We start from the raw sequence: 14,663 nt of genomic DNA on the forward strand, positions 1-14,663 counted from the left end.
GTGCGTCGATGCGCGTGCAACGAAAACGAAAATGCCGCGCCCGCCGAAGCGGTGCGCGGCATTCGATACGGGAGCGCCGGAACTCAGGCGGCCGGCTGGCTGCTCAGGCAGCTCTTCATGAACGCCTTGCGGTCGTCGCCTTTCTTGCCGGTGGCCTGCGTGTTGCACGCCTTCATCTTTTCCTGCTGCGACATGGCCTTCGCGGGCTTCGCCGACAGGCAGTCCTTCATGAACGCCTTGCGTTCGTCGCCCGTCTTGCCGGCTGCCTGGGTGTTACAGGCCTTCATCTTGTCCTGCTGGCTGTTCGCCGCGAACGCGGGGGAAGCCAGCATGCCGCCGAGAAGCACTGCGGCTACGAGCGATTGGATTTTCATTTCGACACTCCCATGGGGTGAATTGCGTGTTATCGACGCCGCCACGAAGCACCGTGCAATGAGGATAGGGTCGCATCGCACAGCGCGCTTCGATTATGGCAAATCAATGTGAAAACACCAAAACGGCACTTTCTATAACGTTGCGGACACCACGGCCGTTGACGGCACGTGTTGCCGGACGATCGGGACAAACCATGATGCGCGGCGGCCGGCCTCGGTCGCCGCGCCGGAACCCGGCCGCAAGCCTTTACAATCGCGGCCATGAATACTTCGAATTCCGCATCCCCTTCGTCCGCGGCGGCCCTGCCGCGCATCGCCGTGCTCGCCACCGGCGGCACGATCGCCGGTGCCGCGCCCGACGCCGCCAGCACGGCCGGCTATCAGGCCGGCGCGCTCGGCGTCACTTTCCTGGTCGACGCGGTGCCGGCGCTCGCGTCTGTCGCGCGCGTCGACGCCGAGCAGATCGCCAGCATCGACAGCAAGGATCTGGCGCTGCCGCTGTGGAATACGCTCGCCGCGCGGATCGACGCGCTGATGGCCGACCCGGCGGTCGACGGCATCGTGATCACCCACGGCACCGACACGCTCGAGGAAACCGCGTATGCGCTGCACCTGGTCGTCGACGGCGACAAGCCGGTCGTGCTGACGGCCGCGATGCGGCCGGCGACCGCGCTGTCGTCCGACGGCCCGCTGAACCTGCTGAATGCGGTGACGGTGGCCGCGCATCCGTCCGCGCGCGGGCAGGGCGTGCTGGTCGCATTCAACAACCGGATCCACGGCGCGCGCGACGTCGTGAAGACGAGCACCTATGCGGTCGATGCATTCCAGTCGCCGGAGCTCGGCGCGCTCGGCTGGGTGCAGGACGGCCGGGTCGAATTCGCCCGCCGCGTCACGCGTTCGCGCGACACGCCACTGGCGATCGCCGCCGCGTGGCCGCCTGTCGAAGTCGTCGCGAGCTACGCGGGCGTGACGCGGACGGCCGTCGATGCGCTCGTCGCGGCCGGCGTGCGCGGTCTCGTCGTCGCGGGCACGGGCAACGGCTCCATCCATGCGACGCTGCAGGCGGCGCTGGCCGATGCGGTGAAGGCAGGCGTGGCGGTGGTTCGCGCGTCGCGCGTCGGGTCGGGGCACGTGATGCGCAACGGCGCCGCGAGCGACGATGCGCTTGGCTTCGTGAGCGCAGGGTCGCTGAACCCGTTCAAGGCGCGCGTGCTGCTCATGCTCGCGCTCGCGAACGGCATTCACGGCTGCGATGCGCTGCAACGCGCGTTCGATACGATGTGATGCCGGCTGACCGACAGGCACGGCTCGGGCCGCGCGCGTCACCATGAAAAAAGCAGGCCATCGGCCTGCTTTTTTTGTCCGCCAGTCCAGGAATGCTCAGGACTGCGGCGGAATCACGAGCTTCTGGCCCGGGTAGATCCGGTCCGGGCTCGACAGCATCGGCTTGTTCGCCTCGAAGATGACCGGGTACTTGTTCGCGTCGCCGTAGACTTCCTTGGCGATCGCCGACAGCGTGTCGCCCGGCTTCACGTCGTGGTACTGCACTTCCGGATCGTCCGGCTGCAGATCGTCGTCGTTGACGCCCGCGACGCCTTGCACGTTGCCGGCCGCGACCTTGACCTTGGCCTTCGTGTCGAGGTCGGCGACGCTGCCCGACAGCGTCACGGTGCGCGATGCGCCGTCGAACGCCACGGTCAGGTTCGACGTGTCGAGACCTTGCGTGTTGATGTAGTTCTTGATGGCATCGGCCGCGGTCTGGTTTGCGGCATTCGGATCTTCCGCGGCTTGCGCATCGGCATGACCCAGCAGTTTTTCACCCGCCTCTTTGATAAACGAAAGAAGACCCATCGTTGCACTCCTTAGGTGGTTGAAAAGAAAACGCGCCGTGAAGTGGCGAAAAAAACACCGCGCTGGGCGGTCACCGGAGGTGAGCGCTAGCGCGGCGGTTTTCTCGAAAGGCGTGGCGAAAGTGTAGGCGTTCATGACGACGATTGCATGAAAAATCGCACGCTCGAACGTAAAGAAATGTAATACGCGAAATCCGACAGGCGGACACCCGACGACGACGTCTGACCGACCAAGGCTTCCCCGGCGTCGCCGGGTGCCGCTGCGGACCCCACCACGCCGCTCTCAGCCCAGAGCGGCGTTTTTCGCCCCGTCCCGCATGCCATCGGCAGTGCAGGGCGGGGCGCCCCACCGTGATGCGCGAATGCGTGGCGCCTCGCGCATCGATGCGACCGGCCGTGCCGGTCACGTGTGTCTGTCGCGCGCGTCCGCCATCGCAGCGGAAACGCGCATCGTTGCAGCCGTGTTACGCGGCCGGCGTCTGGCCGATCTCGAAGTTCGACATGATCTCGAGGGCACGCACGAGTGCCGAGTGATCCCATGCCTTGCCGCCGTGCGATGCACACACGCTGAACAGCTGCTGTGCGCTCGCGGTATGCGGCAGCGCGAGGCCGAGCTTGCGTGCGCCGTCGAGCGCGAGGTTCAGGTCCTTCTGGTGCAGCTCGATGCGGAAGCCCGGATCGAACGTGCGCTTCGTCATCCGCGCGCCGTGCACTTCGAGGATGCGCGACGCGGCGAAGCCGCCCATCAGCGCCTGGCGCACACGCTCCGGATCGGCGCCCGAACGTGCGGCGAACAGCAGCGCTTCGCCGACCGCCTCGATGTTCAGCGCGACGATGATCTGGTTCGCGACCTTGCAGGTCTGGCCGGCGCCGTTGTCGCCGACGAGCGTGATGTTCTTGCCCATCTTCTCGAACAGCGGCTTGGCGCGCTCGAATGCCGCCTCCGGGCCGCCGACCATGATCGTCAGCGTCGCTTCGCGTGCGCCGACTTCGCCGCCGGACACCGGCGCGTCGAGGTAGTCGCAGCCGAGTGCGTTGATCTGCTTCGCGAATTCCTGCGTGTCGAGCGGCGAGATCGAGCTCATGTCGATCACGAGCTTGCCGGCCGAGAGGCCCTTCGCGACGCCGTCGTCGGCGAACAGCACGTTACGCACGTCCGGCGTATCCGGCACCATCGAGATGATGATGTCCGCGTTCCGTGCGACTTCGGTCGAGTTCGCGACGACCTTCGCGCTCGTGCGCAGGTCGTCCGGAATCGGGAACGCGCCGTTCACGACGAGCTGGTGGTCGCCCTTGAGCAGGTTGCGCGCCATGTGCGCGCCCATGATGCCGAGGCCGATGAAACCGATGGTTGCCATGTGAAAGTCTCCTATAGGGCTGAAAACGGAAAGGGCGGATCTCAGGCGGCGCGACGCGCCGAGCCCGGTGCGCAGCCGGCGACGCTTTGCAGCCAGCCGAGGCCTTCCGTCGTGGTGGTGCGGGGCTTGTACTCGCAGCCGACGTAGCCGGCATAGCCGAGCCGGTCGAGCAGCGCGAACAGGAACGCGTAGTTGATCTCGCCCGTGCCCGGCTCGTTGCGGCCCGGGTTGTCCGCGAGCTGGACGTGGCCGATCGATGCGAGGTTGCGTTCGATCGTCGCGGCCAGTTCGCCTTCCATGCGCTGCATGTGATAGATGTCGTACTGCAGGAACAGGTTGTCCGAGCCGACCGCGCGGATCACGTCGAGCCCTTCCGACGAGCGGTTCAGCGCGAAGCCCGGGATGTCGAAGCTGTTGCACGGCTCGACGAGCAGGCGGATGCCTTCGCGCTTCAACGCATCGGCGGCAAAACGCAGGTTGTCGACGATCGTGACGAACGTCTTGTCGCGCGCCGTGCTGGCCGACGGGATGCCGACGAGGCAGTTCAGCTGCGGCACCTTCAGCGCCTTCGCGTACTCGATCGCACGGCCGACCCCTTCCTGGAATTCGCCGACGCGATCGGGCAGGCATGCGATGCCGCGCTCGCCCTGGTCCCAGTTGCCGGCGGGCAGGTTGTGCAGCACGAGGCGCAGGCGATGCGTCTCGAGCCGCTCGGCGAGTTCCTCTTTCGCGTACGGATACGGGAACAGGAACTCGACGGCGTCGAAGCCCGCGGCGGCGGCCGCCTTGAAGCGGTCGAGGAACGGCACTTCGTTGAACAGCATGGTCAGGTTTGCAGCAAACTTCGGCATGAGCTAAGCCTCTTCGGTCGGTCAGTCAAAAATGTCGTGCGGTTCAGTCGAGCATCGAGATCGCGGTCGGTGCATGCTCGGCCTTTTCGGCGAGATCCTCGAATTCGTTGATCGCGTCGATTTCGGTGCCCATCGAGATGTTCGTCACGCGCTCGAGGATCACTTCCACGACCACCGGCACGCTGAACTCTTCCGCGAGCGTTTGCGCCTGGCGCAGCGCCGGCTCGATCTCTTCCGGCTTGAACACGCGCAGCGCCTTGCAGCCGAGGCCTTCGGCGACGGCCACGTGGTCGACGCCATAGCCGTTCAGTTCCGGTGCGTTCACGTTGTCGAACGCGAGCTGCACGCAGTAGTCCATGTCGAATGCACGCTGCGCCTGGCGGATCAGCCCGAGGTACGAGTTGTTCACGACGACGTGCACGTACGGCAGCTTGAATTGCGCGCCGGCGGCCAGTTCCTCGATCATGAACTGGAAGTCGTAGTCGCCGGACAACGCGACGATCGGGCGGCTCGGGTCCGCGGCACGCACGCCGAGCGCGGCGGGAATCGTCCAGCCGAGCGGGCCGGCCTGGCCGCAGTTGATCCAGTTGCGCGCCTTGAACACGTGCAGGAACTGCGCGGCGGCGATCTGCGACAGGCCGATCGTGCTGACGTAGCACGTATCGCGGCCGAACACCTTGTTCATCTCTTCGTACACGCGCTGCGGCTTGACCGGCACGTTGTCGAAGTGCGTCTTGCGCTGCAGCGTGCGCTTGCGTTCCTGGCATTCCGAGACCCATGCGCTGCGGTCCTTCAGCTTGCCGGCGGCCTTCCATTCCCGTGCGACGGCGACGAACAGTTCCAGCGCGGCCTTCGCGTCCGACACGATGCCGAGATCCGGGCCGAACACGCGGCCGATCTGCGTCGGCTCGATGTCGACGTGCACGAACTTGCGCCCCTTCGTATAGACCTCGACGCTGCCCGTGTGGCGGTTCGCCCAGCGGTTGCCGATGCCGAGCACGAAGTCGGACGCGAGCATCGTGGCGTTGCCGTAGCGGTGCGACGTCTGCAGGCCGACCATGCCGGCCATCAGCGGGTGGTCGTCGGCAATCGCGCCCCATGACATCAGCGTCGGGATCACCGGCACGCCGATCGTTTCGGCGAACTGGACGAGCAGGTCTTCCGCCGCTGCGTTGAGCACGCCGCCGCCCGACACGATCAGCGGCTTGTCCGCGTCGTTGAGCATCGCGAGCGCCTTCTCGATCTGCGCGCGGGTGGCCGCGGGCTTGTAGACCGGCAGCGGTTCGTACGTGTCGATGTCGAATTCGATTTCGGCGAGTTGCACGTCGATCGGCAGGTCGACCAGCACCGGGCCCGGACGGCCCGAGCGCATCAGGTGGAACGCCTGCTGGAACACGCGCGGCACGAGCGCCGGCTCGCGCACGGTGACGGCCCACTTCGTGACGGGCTTCGCGATCGACTCGATGTCGACGGCCTGGAAGTCTTCCTTGTACAGGCGGGCACGCGGTGCCTGCCCGGTGATCGCGAGGATCGGAATCGAGTCGGCGGAAGCGGAATAGAGACCGGTGATCATGTCGGTGCCGGCGGGGCCCGACGTGCCGATGCACACGCCGATGTTGCCCGGGGCCGCACGCGTGAAGCCTTCGGCCATGTGCGACGCGCCTTCGACGTGGCGTGCCAGCACGTGGCTGATGCCGCCCGACTTGCGCATGGCCGAGTAGAACGGGTTGATCGCGGCGCCCGGCACGCCGAACGCGGTCTGGATGCCTTCTTTCTCGAGCACGAGCACAGCTGCGTCGACGGCTCTCATCTTGGCCATGAATGTCTCCTTGAATGGGGTGGATCTTGCAAATGGGTCTGTTGGGGACACTTTAGGGATGCAGGAAAGGTTTGATAAGATCAGCCGAAGTCGCTTTTTTCGAAACTAAAAGTATGGAATGACGGCCGGGCGGGGCTTTCCGCCGGTGCTGGCACAGAGACGGAGACGGGAGATGGATCGCTTCAAGCAGATCGAGACGTTCGTGCGGGTGGCCGATGCCGGCAGCCTCGCGGCGGCGGCGCTCGAGGAGGGCGTGTCGCCGGTGGTGCTCGGGCGGCGCATCGACGCGCTCGAAAAGCGTCTCGGCGTGAAGCTGATGTACCGCTCGACGCGGCGGCTGGTGGTCAGCGAGGAGGGCGCCGCGTTCCTCGAGCGTTGTCGCGGCCTCCTGTCCGAATGGGACCAGGCCGAGAACGAGCTGGCCGCCGGGCGCCGCGCGGTCAGCGGGCACCTGATCGTGTCCGCGCCGGCCGCATTCGGGCGCAAGCACGTCGCGCCGCACGCCCCCGGCTTTCTGGCCGACAAGCCCGAGATGCAGCTGTCGTTCAACCTGACCGACCGCGTCGTCGACCTCGTGCGCGAAGGCTACGACCTGTCGATCCGGATCGGCGGGGCCGTCGATCCGAACTTCGTCGCGGTGAAGCTCGCATCGAACCGGCGTGTCGTGTGCGGCACGCCCGAGTATTTCCGCCGGCACGGCCGGCCGAAGTCGCTCGACGACCTGCTCAAGCACAACTGCCTGGCGTTCAACCTGCAGGGCGGGCAGAACCGCGGCTGGTATTTCCAGCGCCACGGCAAGATCGCGACGATGCGCGTGGCGGGCAATCTCGACTGCAACGACGGCGAGTTGCTGCACCGCTGGGTGGCCGAAGGTCTCGGGCTCGGCTGGCGCTCGACATGGGAAATCGCCGCCCAGCTCGAGACGGGCGCGCTTGAAACCGTGCTCGACGAATATGCGTTGCCCGATTACGACATCCTCGCGGTCTACCCGCAGCAGCGCTACGTGCCGGCGCGCGTGCGCTACTTCATCGACTACCTGCGCGCCGCTTACGCGAGCCCGGGCTACTGGAGCACCACGCCGTAACGGCGCGGACGGGCCGGCCACAGGGCTGTCCGGCAATTTTTTATCGCTTCGGGCGCGCGGCGCGGGAATAAACTCGACGCAACGACGGTAAGGTCATCAAGCGTGCACGTTGCCAGTCTGTCCGGGCGTCGTGCTCGGAACGGGCGCGGCTTCGGCCGCCGGGACCAGGGAGGCCATGTGGGGCAAGCCGGACAGGCGATCGAAGAGCGGTCGGCGGACGACGCGGTGGCGCGCGGCGAGCGGTTTCGTGCGCTCGTGCTGCCGCATCTCGACGCCGCGTACAACCTCGCGCGCTGGCTGAGCGGCAACGCCGGCGATGCGGACGACGTCGTCCAGGACGCGTGCATGCGCGCACTGCGCTTCGTCGATTCGTGTCGCGGCGACAACGCCCGGCCGTGGCTGCTGACGATCGTGCGCCACACCTGGTACACGGAATGGCGGCGCCGCACGCATGCGCACGAGGTTGCGCTGCCCGACACGCTCGACGACTCCGACGTGCCCGACGACTGGCAACCCGCGACCGACGATCCGCTCGCGCACCTGCTGCGCGGCGAGAACGTGCGGCTCGTGAACGAAGCGCTCGCGAAGCTGGCGCCCGAATACCGCGAGGTGCTCGTGCTGCGCGAGATGGAGGACCTGAGCTACCGCGAGATCGCGGCGATCGCGGACGTGCCGGTCGGCACCGTGATGTCGCGGCTCGCACGCGGCCGGCGCAAGCTCGCCGCGCTGCTGGGCCGCGAGCCGGCACCGGCGGCCGAAGGCAGGCAGGGCCGTACGCCGGCTGGTGGAACCGCATCGGAGGCTATCGATGGACTGTAACGAAGCGCGAGCGTTGCTGGACGCGGACGTCGACCGCGAGCTGTCGGCGCCCGATGCGTTGCGGGTCCAGCAGCATGTCGAAGGATGCGAAGCGTGCCGCCGCGAACGCGCGCGGATCGTCACGCTGGTGCAGGCCGTGCGCCAGGCCGACTACCATCGTGCGCCGGATGCGTTGCGGGCCAGCATTCTCGCGAGCCTGCCGGCAGCGGCCGATGCGCCCGTGCGTGAGCAGGCGCAGCCCGAACCGCGGTCAAGGCCGCGGGCGCGTCCGCGTGGCCGCCGCTGGTTTTCGTGGCTGACGGATCAAGGCGGGGCGGCACGCCCGGCGTCGGCCGGCATGGGGCCGCGCGTGGCCGCGCTGCCCGGCCTCGGCTGGGGCGTCGCGCTGCTGGTGGCGCTTGCCGCGGCGGGCGGGATGACGTTGTCCGCCCGCCACGCCGACACCGACCGCACGGTCGACGAACTCGTGTCGAGCCACGTGCGGGCCGACCTGTCGGCGCGCGACATCGACGTGATCTCGACCGACCGGCACACGGTCAAGCCGTGGTTCAACGGCCGGATCGACTATGCGCCGCCGGTCGAGGATCTCGCGACGGACGGCTTCGCGCTGGTCGGCGGCCGGCTCGACTACGTCGGGCGGCGGCGCGTCGCGGTGCTCGTCTACCGTTACCGGCAGCACGTGATCGACGTCTACGTGCGGCCGGCCGGGGAGGGGCCGGGGGCGCCGTACACGACCGTGTCGCAAGGCTACGCGCTCGACCGCTGGGAGGCGGCCGGAATGACCTGGTGGGCCGTGACCGACGCCGAACCGTCGGCGCTCACGGCATTCAGGACCGCGCTCGATGCGCGACTCGGCGTGACGCGCACCGAATGACGGCGGCGGGCGGCGGTCTGCCGCGCGCTTCTGTTCCGACCCTGACCGGGAAATAGGCCGAAGCGCGGCCGACCTGCCCGGGTTCCCCCTTCAAGTCTTTGAAAACATGGCCGAATCCGCGCACGAATCGTCGATCGGCCTTGCACGCGCCCCGTATCCGGGTTAGAATCTTCGGCTTCTCACTTGCCACACCGGTTCAGACGCCCGGGTGGCTTTAATCCACAAGGAGTGTGTAATGCGTCACTACGAAATCGTATTCATCGTGCACCCCGATCAGAGCGAGCAAGTGCCCGCGATGATCGAGCGTTACAAGACCACGATCACGTCGCACGGCGGTCGGATCCACCGCGTCGAAGACTGGGGCCGTCGCCAACTGGCCTACATGATCGAGAAACTCGCGAAGGCTCACTACGTCTGCATGAACATCGAGTGCGACCAGACGACGCTCGACGAACTCGAACACGCGTTCAAGTTCAACGACGCCGTGCTGCGCCACCTCATCGTCAAGATGAAGAAGGCTGAAACCGGCCCGTCGCCGATGATGAAGGAAGTTCAGCGCGAAGAAGCCAAGAAGGCGGCTGCAGCTCAGCCGACCGAAGCGCAGGCTTAAGTTCGTCATTCATTAAGCCATCAAGGAGCGCGTCACTCACGTGAACAGGTTGCAATTGACGGCGAGCGTCGTCGAACGCGCACCGGTGCGATATACGCCGGCAGGCGTTCCGATCGCAAGCGCCACATTGCATCACCGCACGGAAGTCGTCGAAGCAGGCATTCCCCGTCAGGTCGAAATGACGATCGAGGCGGTGGCGGCCGGTGAGGCGAGCGGCAGGCTGGAAAGCCGTGAAATGGGCGTCGAAACGCTGTTCACGGGCTTCCTGGCAAAGAAAAGCCGCAACGCGAGAACCTTGGTGTTTCACATCACAGCATTGCAGGACATTGGAAAGGACTGAAATCATGCCCCGCCCGACTGGTAAGAAATTCGACAAGCGTCGTCAGCAACAAAACCCGCTCTTTAAGCGCAAGAAGTTCTGCCGTTTCACGGCTGCAGGCGTCGAGCAGATCGACTACAAGGACACGGAAACGCTGAAGGACTTCATCGGCGAAAACGGCAAGATCACGCCGGCTCGTCTGACGGGTACGAAGGCGCACTATCAGCGTCAGCTGGATACGGCCATCAAGCGTGCGCGTTTCCTCGCGCTGCTGCCGTACACCGATCAGCACAAGGCGTAATCAGGCGACGCAATAAGGAGAATTCGAATGCAAATCATTCTGTTGGAAAAAGTCGCCAATCTGGGTAACCTCGGCGACATCGTCAAGGTCAAGGACGGTTACGCTCGCAACTTCCTGATCCCGAACCGCAAGGCTCGCCGTGCAACGAAGGAAGCGATCGCCGAATTCGAAGTGCGCCGCGCTGAACTCGAAAAGATTGCCGCTGAAAAGCTGGCGGCATCGCAGGCAGTCGGCGAGAAGCTGAACGGCCAGTCGTTCGAAATCACGCAGAAGTCGGGCGTTGACGGCCGTCTGTTCGGCTCGGTCACGAACGGCGACGTCGCGGAACTGCTGAAGAAGGCAGGTTTCGAAGTCGAGAAGCTGCAAGTTCGCATGCCGGAAGGCCCGCTGAAGATGATCGGCGAGCACAACGTCCAGGTCGCGCTGCATACGGACGTCGTCGTCGACGTCACGATCAACGTGATCGGCGACCACGCGTAAGCGTACGCAAGCTTTCCGGGCGGCTTCCGCCGTCCGGACAAGGGCAGGCGCCCGGGCAACCGGGGCCTGCCTTTTTTATTGCTCGTTCGCCGGTGGCCGGTATGGCGCCGTCCTGTGTAATTCGCGATAATCCCAACCCATGAACGCGCCGCAAGATCCTCAAATCGAATCGCTGAAAGTCCCGCCGCATTCGGTCGAAGCCGAGCAGTCGGTGCTCGGCGGCCTGTTGCTCGACAACGCGGCCTGGGACCGGATTGCCGACTTCCTGTCGCAGGGCGATTTCTACCGCTACGACCACCGGATCATTTACGAGCACATCGGCCGCCTGATCGCGTCGACGCGCCCGGCCGACGTCGTGACCGTGTACGAAGCGCTGACCACGTCCGGCAAGGCCGACGACGTCGGCGGGCTGGCCTACCTGAACGCGCTCGCACAGAACACGCCGAGCGCGGCGAACATCCGCCGCTATGCGGAAATCGTGCGCGACCGCGCGGTGCTGCGCCGGCTCGTGTCGGTTGCCGACGAAATCTCGGCCGATGCGTTCAACCCGCAGGGCAAGGAAGTCCGCCAGCTGCTCGACGAGGCCGAGTCGAAGGTGTTCTCGATCGCCGAAGAGGGCGCGCGCGGCAACCAGGGCTTCCTCGAGATCGGCCCGCTGCTCACGCAGGTCGTCGAGCGCATCGATACGCTGTATCACACGGCGAATCCGAGCGACGTCACGGGCACGCCGACGGGCTTCGTCGACCTCGACCGGATGACGTCCGGGATGCACGGCGGTGAACTGATCATCGTGGCCGGAAGACCCTCGATGGGTAAAACGGCCTTCTCGATGAACATCGGCGAATACGTCGCGGTCGAGTACGGGCTGCCGGTCGCGGTGTTCTCGATGGAAATGCCGGGCACCCAGCTCGTGATGCGGATGCTCGGCTCGATCGGCCGGCTCGACCAGCACCGGATGCGTACCGGCCGCCTGACGGACGAGGATTGGCCGAAACTGACGCACGCGGTGCAGAAGATGAGCGAGGCACAGCTGTTCATCGACGAAACCGGCGGCCTGAACCCGATGGAATTGCGCTCGCGGGCCCGGCGTCTTGCGCGGCAATGCGGCAAGCTCGGCCTGATCATCGTTGACTACCTGCAGCTGATGTCGGGTTCGTCGCAGGGCGAGAACCGCGCGACCGAAATCTCGGAAATCTCGCGATCGCTGAAGAGCCTCGCGAAGGAGCTCGACGTGCCGGTGATCGCGCTGTCGCAGCTGAACCGCGGCCTCGAACAGCGTCCGAACAAGCGCCCGGTGATGTCGGATTTGCGTGAATCCGGCGCAATCGAACAGGACGCGGACGTGATCCTGTTCATCTACCGTGACGAAGTCTACAACCCGGACAGCCCCGACAAGGGCACGGCCGAAATCATCATCGGCAAGCAGCGTAACGGCCCGATCGGCCCCGTTCGGCTCACGTTCCTGGGGCAATACACGAAGTTCGACAACTTTGCTGGAGCGCAGACCTTCTACGGCGAGTAACGCCGGTTGTAAAGTCCTAAATCGCCAAACGTTGTATCCAATCCCGCCGTGCGCACATGCGCGCGGCGCGGCGCGACCGGAAACGGTACAATACCGCCCGTTTTCGTGACAGTAGTTTGACAATCTCTCAGGAATCCCATGTTCGGTCGATTCATGCCCACCGAGGGCAAGTTCTTTGAACTCTTCAACGCGCACGCGAAGCACATCGTTGCCGGCGGGCGCGAACTCGAACTGCTGATCGACAATCTCGCCGATGCCGAGATTCACAAGCAAAACGTGCAGACCGCCGAGAAGGCCGCCGACAAGCTCACGCACGAGGCGATCGATCTGCTGCACAAGACGTTCATCACACCGCTCGATCGCGACGAGATCCACAAGCTGATCACGACGATGGACGACATCCTCGACCTGATGGAAGACGTCGCGACGGCCGTGTCGCTGTACGACGTACGTTCCGTCACGTCGGAAGCGAGCCAGCTCGCGCACATCGTCACGCAGTCGGCCCAGCACGTGCAGCAGGCAGTCGGATTGCTGTCCGACATGAAGCAGTCGGCGCAGATCCTCAAGCAGTGCGAGGAGATCGACCGCTGGGAGTCGGAAGCCGATCGCGTGCTGCGCGCCGCAATGTCGAAGCTGTTCCGCGAGGAAGACGACGTGAAGACGCTCATCAAGCTGAAGGCGATCTACGAGCTGCTCGAAGAGATCACCGACAAGTGCGAGGACGTCGCGAACATCATCGAAGGCATCGTGCTGGAAAACGCCTGAGCGGACCACGATGCATTCGATACAACTCGCCCTATGGATGGTCGCGGCACTCGTGCTCGTCGCGCTCATATTCGACTTCATGAACGGCTTTCACGACGCGGCGAACTCGATCGCCACCGTCGTGTCGACCGGGGTGCTGAAGCCCCAGCAGGCCGTCGTGTTCGCGGCCGCGTTCAACGTGATCGCATATTTCATCTTCCACCTGAAAGTCGCGCAGACCGTCGGTAAAGGCACGATCGACCCCGAGATCGTCGACCACTACGTCATCTTCGGCGCGCTGGTCGGTGCGATCGGCTGGAACGTGATCACGTGGTACTACGGGATCCCGTCGAGCTCGTCGCACGCGCTGATCGGCGGCCTCGTCGGCGCGGCGCTCGCCAAGTCGGGCTGGAGCTCGCTGAACATCGACGGGCTGCTGAAGACGATCGCGTTCATCTTCATCTCGCCGCTGCTCGGCTTCATCCTCGGTTCGCTGTTCATGCTCGGCGTGTCGTGGCTGTATTTCCGCACCGCGCCCAGCAAGGTCGACCGGCGTTTCCGCCGGCTGCAGCTGCTGTCGGCCGGGCTGTACAGCCTCGGCCACGGCGGCAACGACGCGCAGAAGACGATCGGCATCATCTGGATGCTGCTGATCGCGTCGGGCTATGCGTCGGCGACCGCCGATGCGCCGCCGGCGTGGGTGATCGGCGCGTGCTACCTGTCGATGGGCCTCGGCACGCTGTTCGGCGGCTGGCGCATCGTGCGCACGATGGGCCAGAAGATCACGAAGCTCAAGCCGGTCGGTGGCTTCTGTGCGGAAACCGGTGGTGCGATGACGCTGTTCCTCGCCTCCTTCCTCGGCATTCCGGTGTCGACCACGCACACGATCACCGGCGCGATCGTCGGCGTCGGCGCGACGCAGAAGCTGTCGGCCGTGCGCTGGGGGGTAGCCGGCAACATCGTGTGGGCCTGGGTGCTGACGTTGCCTGCGGCTGCGTTGTTCGCGGCCGGCGGATGGTGGCTCGGGCACCAGATCTTCTGATCGCCGACGTAGCCGGATCGGCAATCCGATGCGCCGCAAGCCGAAAGGCTGCGGCGCATTTTCTTTGGGAGCGGGGAGTTCGCGGCGGAACGGGCGGGGCGGCGGCAGATACCGCCAACGTGATTGACTGGCGAGGTTCGGGCAACCGGTCAGTAGCTTCCGTTCGCAAACCGTGCGATCGGATCGTCTGCCGTACTGGTGCGCGGGCTGACGGGCGCGGATTGCGTCGACGCGCGCAATACCTGCACAGGTGGGGGTTCGATACCGCGCGGAGATGCCGGCGCGGCGGCCGGCGGCGGTTCGGCATCGAATGCGGCGGCCTGGGCGGCCGTGAGCGCCGTCGTCGGAATCTGCGTGCCGGACTCGACCGGGGCGGCAGGCGCTGTATTGGCCGTCATCGCGGTCATCCCATCATTCACTGACGTTGCCTGTTGCTGCGCGGCCTGCCTACGCGGTGGCGGCGGTTCGTACGGATCGGCGGCCGGGGCCGCGGGTGCGGCTGCGGCGGTCGTCACGACCGGCGCGGCAGCGATGACCGGCGCAGACGCCTGCGCGGTTCTCGCTTGCGACGAGGCATAGGCAGGCGGCCGCGGCGCGGCGGCAGTCACGACCACCG

16 protein-coding genes and 1 pseudogene are annotated in these 14,663 nt (G+C 65.8%); 11 read left to right on the forward strand and 6 right to left on the reverse strand.

Going from position 1 to position 14,663, the window contains the following annotated elements:
• Positions 1–83: 83 nt before the first annotated feature.
• On the reverse strand, positions 84–374 hold the full coding sequence (locus tag G3N96_RS17715; protein ID WP_043188161.1) for a PsiF family protein: 291 nt from the start codon (positions 372–374) through the stop codon (positions 84–86).
• A 261-nt stretch (positions 375–635) separates the two neighbouring features.
• On the opposite strand from G3N96_RS17715, the gene G3N96_RS17720 reads away from it, so the two are divergent.
• Positions 636–1,658, forward strand: a complete 1,023-nt coding sequence (locus G3N96_RS17720) for an asparaginase (protein ID WP_206137969.1) — start codon at positions 636–638, stop codon at positions 1,656–1,658.
• 96 nt (positions 1,659–1,754) lie between these two features.
• Here the strand turns inward: G3N96_RS17720 and lysM are convergent, their stop codons facing one another.
• The 4 genes from lysM to gcl form a co-directional block, all read right to left on the reverse strand.
• A complete protein-coding gene (gene lysM / locus G3N96_RS17725; protein ID WP_039367010.1) occupies positions 1,755–2,225 on the reverse strand; it encodes a peptidoglycan-binding protein LysM in 471 nt (156 codons plus the stop codon).
• 463 nt (positions 2,226–2,688) lie between these two features.
• The gene (locus G3N96_RS17730) at positions 2,689–3,582 is read right to left on the reverse strand and encodes a 2-hydroxy-3-oxopropionate reductase (protein WP_124583682.1); all 894 of its coding nucleotides are present in this window, start codon (positions 3,580–3,582) and stop codon (positions 2,689–2,691) included.
• Positions 3,583–3,623: 41 nt separating this feature from the next.
• Positions 3,624–4,433 carry a hydroxypyruvate isomerase gene (hyi, locus tag G3N96_RS17735; RefSeq protein ID WP_206137970.1) on the reverse strand — a complete coding sequence of 270 codons (810 nt, stop codon included), beginning with the start codon at positions 4,431–4,433 and terminating at the stop codon, positions 3,624–3,626.
• A 43-nt stretch (positions 4,434–4,476) separates the two neighbouring features.
• On the reverse strand, positions 4,477–6,252 hold the full coding sequence (gcl, locus tag G3N96_RS17740) for a glyoxylate carboligase (RefSeq protein WP_124583680.1): 1,776 nt from the start codon (positions 6,250–6,252) through the stop codon (positions 4,477–4,479).
• A gap of 172 nt (positions 6,253–6,424) precedes the next feature.
• On the opposite strand from gcl, the gene G3N96_RS17745 reads away from it, so the two are divergent.
• From G3N96_RS17745 to G3N96_RS17790, 10 genes are all read left to right on the forward strand, one after another.
• Complete coding sequence (locus tag G3N96_RS17745; RefSeq protein ID WP_206137971.1) at positions 6,425–7,336, forward strand: LysR family transcriptional regulator; 912 nt, start codon at positions 6,425–6,427, stop codon at positions 7,334–7,336.
• Positions 7,337–7,513: 177 nt separating this feature from the next.
• A complete protein-coding gene (locus G3N96_RS17750; RefSeq protein ID WP_206137972.1) occupies positions 7,514–8,155 on the forward strand; it encodes an RNA polymerase sigma factor in 642 nt (213 codons plus the stop codon).
• Positions 8,145–9,029, forward strand: coding sequence for a zf-HC2 domain-containing protein (locus G3N96_RS17755; RefSeq protein ID WP_206137973.1), 885 nt, complete (start codon positions 8,145–8,147; stop codon positions 9,027–9,029). The genes G3N96_RS17750 and G3N96_RS17755 overlap by 11 nt, the downstream gene beginning before the upstream one ends.
• Positions 9,030–9,264: 235 nt before the next feature.
• Positions 9,265–9,639 (forward strand): 30S ribosomal protein S6, encoded by a 375-nt coding sequence (gene rpsF / locus G3N96_RS17760; RefSeq protein WP_206137974.1) that lies wholly within the window; start codon positions 9,265–9,267, stop codon positions 9,637–9,639.
• 40 nt (positions 9,640–9,679) lie between these two features.
• Positions 9,680–9,979, forward strand: a complete 300-nt coding sequence (priB, locus tag G3N96_RS17765) for a primosomal replication protein N (RefSeq protein WP_011657069.1) — start codon at positions 9,680–9,682, stop codon at positions 9,977–9,979.
• Positions 9,980–9,983: 4 nt separating this feature from the next.
• On the forward strand, positions 9,984–10,259 hold the full coding sequence (rpsR, locus tag G3N96_RS17770) for a 30S ribosomal protein S18 (protein ID WP_006486248.1): 276 nt from the start codon (positions 9,984–9,986) through the stop codon (positions 10,257–10,259).
• A gap of 27 nt (positions 10,260–10,286) precedes the next feature.
• Positions 10,287–10,739 (forward strand): 50S ribosomal protein L9, encoded by a 453-nt coding sequence (gene rplI, locus G3N96_RS17775; protein ID WP_021156519.1) that lies wholly within the window; start codon positions 10,287–10,289, stop codon positions 10,737–10,739.
• Positions 10,740–10,878: 139 nt separating this feature from the next.
• A complete protein-coding gene (locus G3N96_RS17780) occupies positions 10,879–12,261 on the forward strand; it encodes a replicative DNA helicase (protein WP_006486249.1) in 1,383 nt (460 codons plus the stop codon).
• Between the two features lie 138 nt (positions 12,262–12,399).
• The gene (locus G3N96_RS17785) at positions 12,400–13,026 is read left to right on the forward strand and encodes a DUF47 domain-containing protein (protein ID WP_089495014.1); all 627 of its coding nucleotides are present in this window, start codon (positions 12,400–12,402) and stop codon (positions 13,024–13,026) included.
• A 10-nt stretch (positions 13,027–13,036) separates the two neighbouring features.
• On the forward strand, positions 13,037–14,047 hold the full coding sequence (locus G3N96_RS17790; RefSeq protein ID WP_089495013.1) for an inorganic phosphate transporter: 1,011 nt from the start codon (positions 13,037–13,039) through the stop codon (positions 14,045–14,047).
• Positions 14,048–14,196: 149 nt separating this feature from the next.
• On the opposite strand, the pseudogene G3N96_RS17795 reads toward G3N96_RS17790, so the two are convergent.
• Positions 14,197–14,663 (reverse strand): annotated as a pseudogene (locus G3N96_RS17795) (peptidoglycan endopeptidase); the annotation flags it as partial.

Source organism: Burkholderia sp. Se-20373 (assembly GCF_017104705.1).
Lineage (GTDB): Bacteria > Pseudomonadota > Gammaproteobacteria > Burkholderiales > Burkholderiaceae > Burkholderia.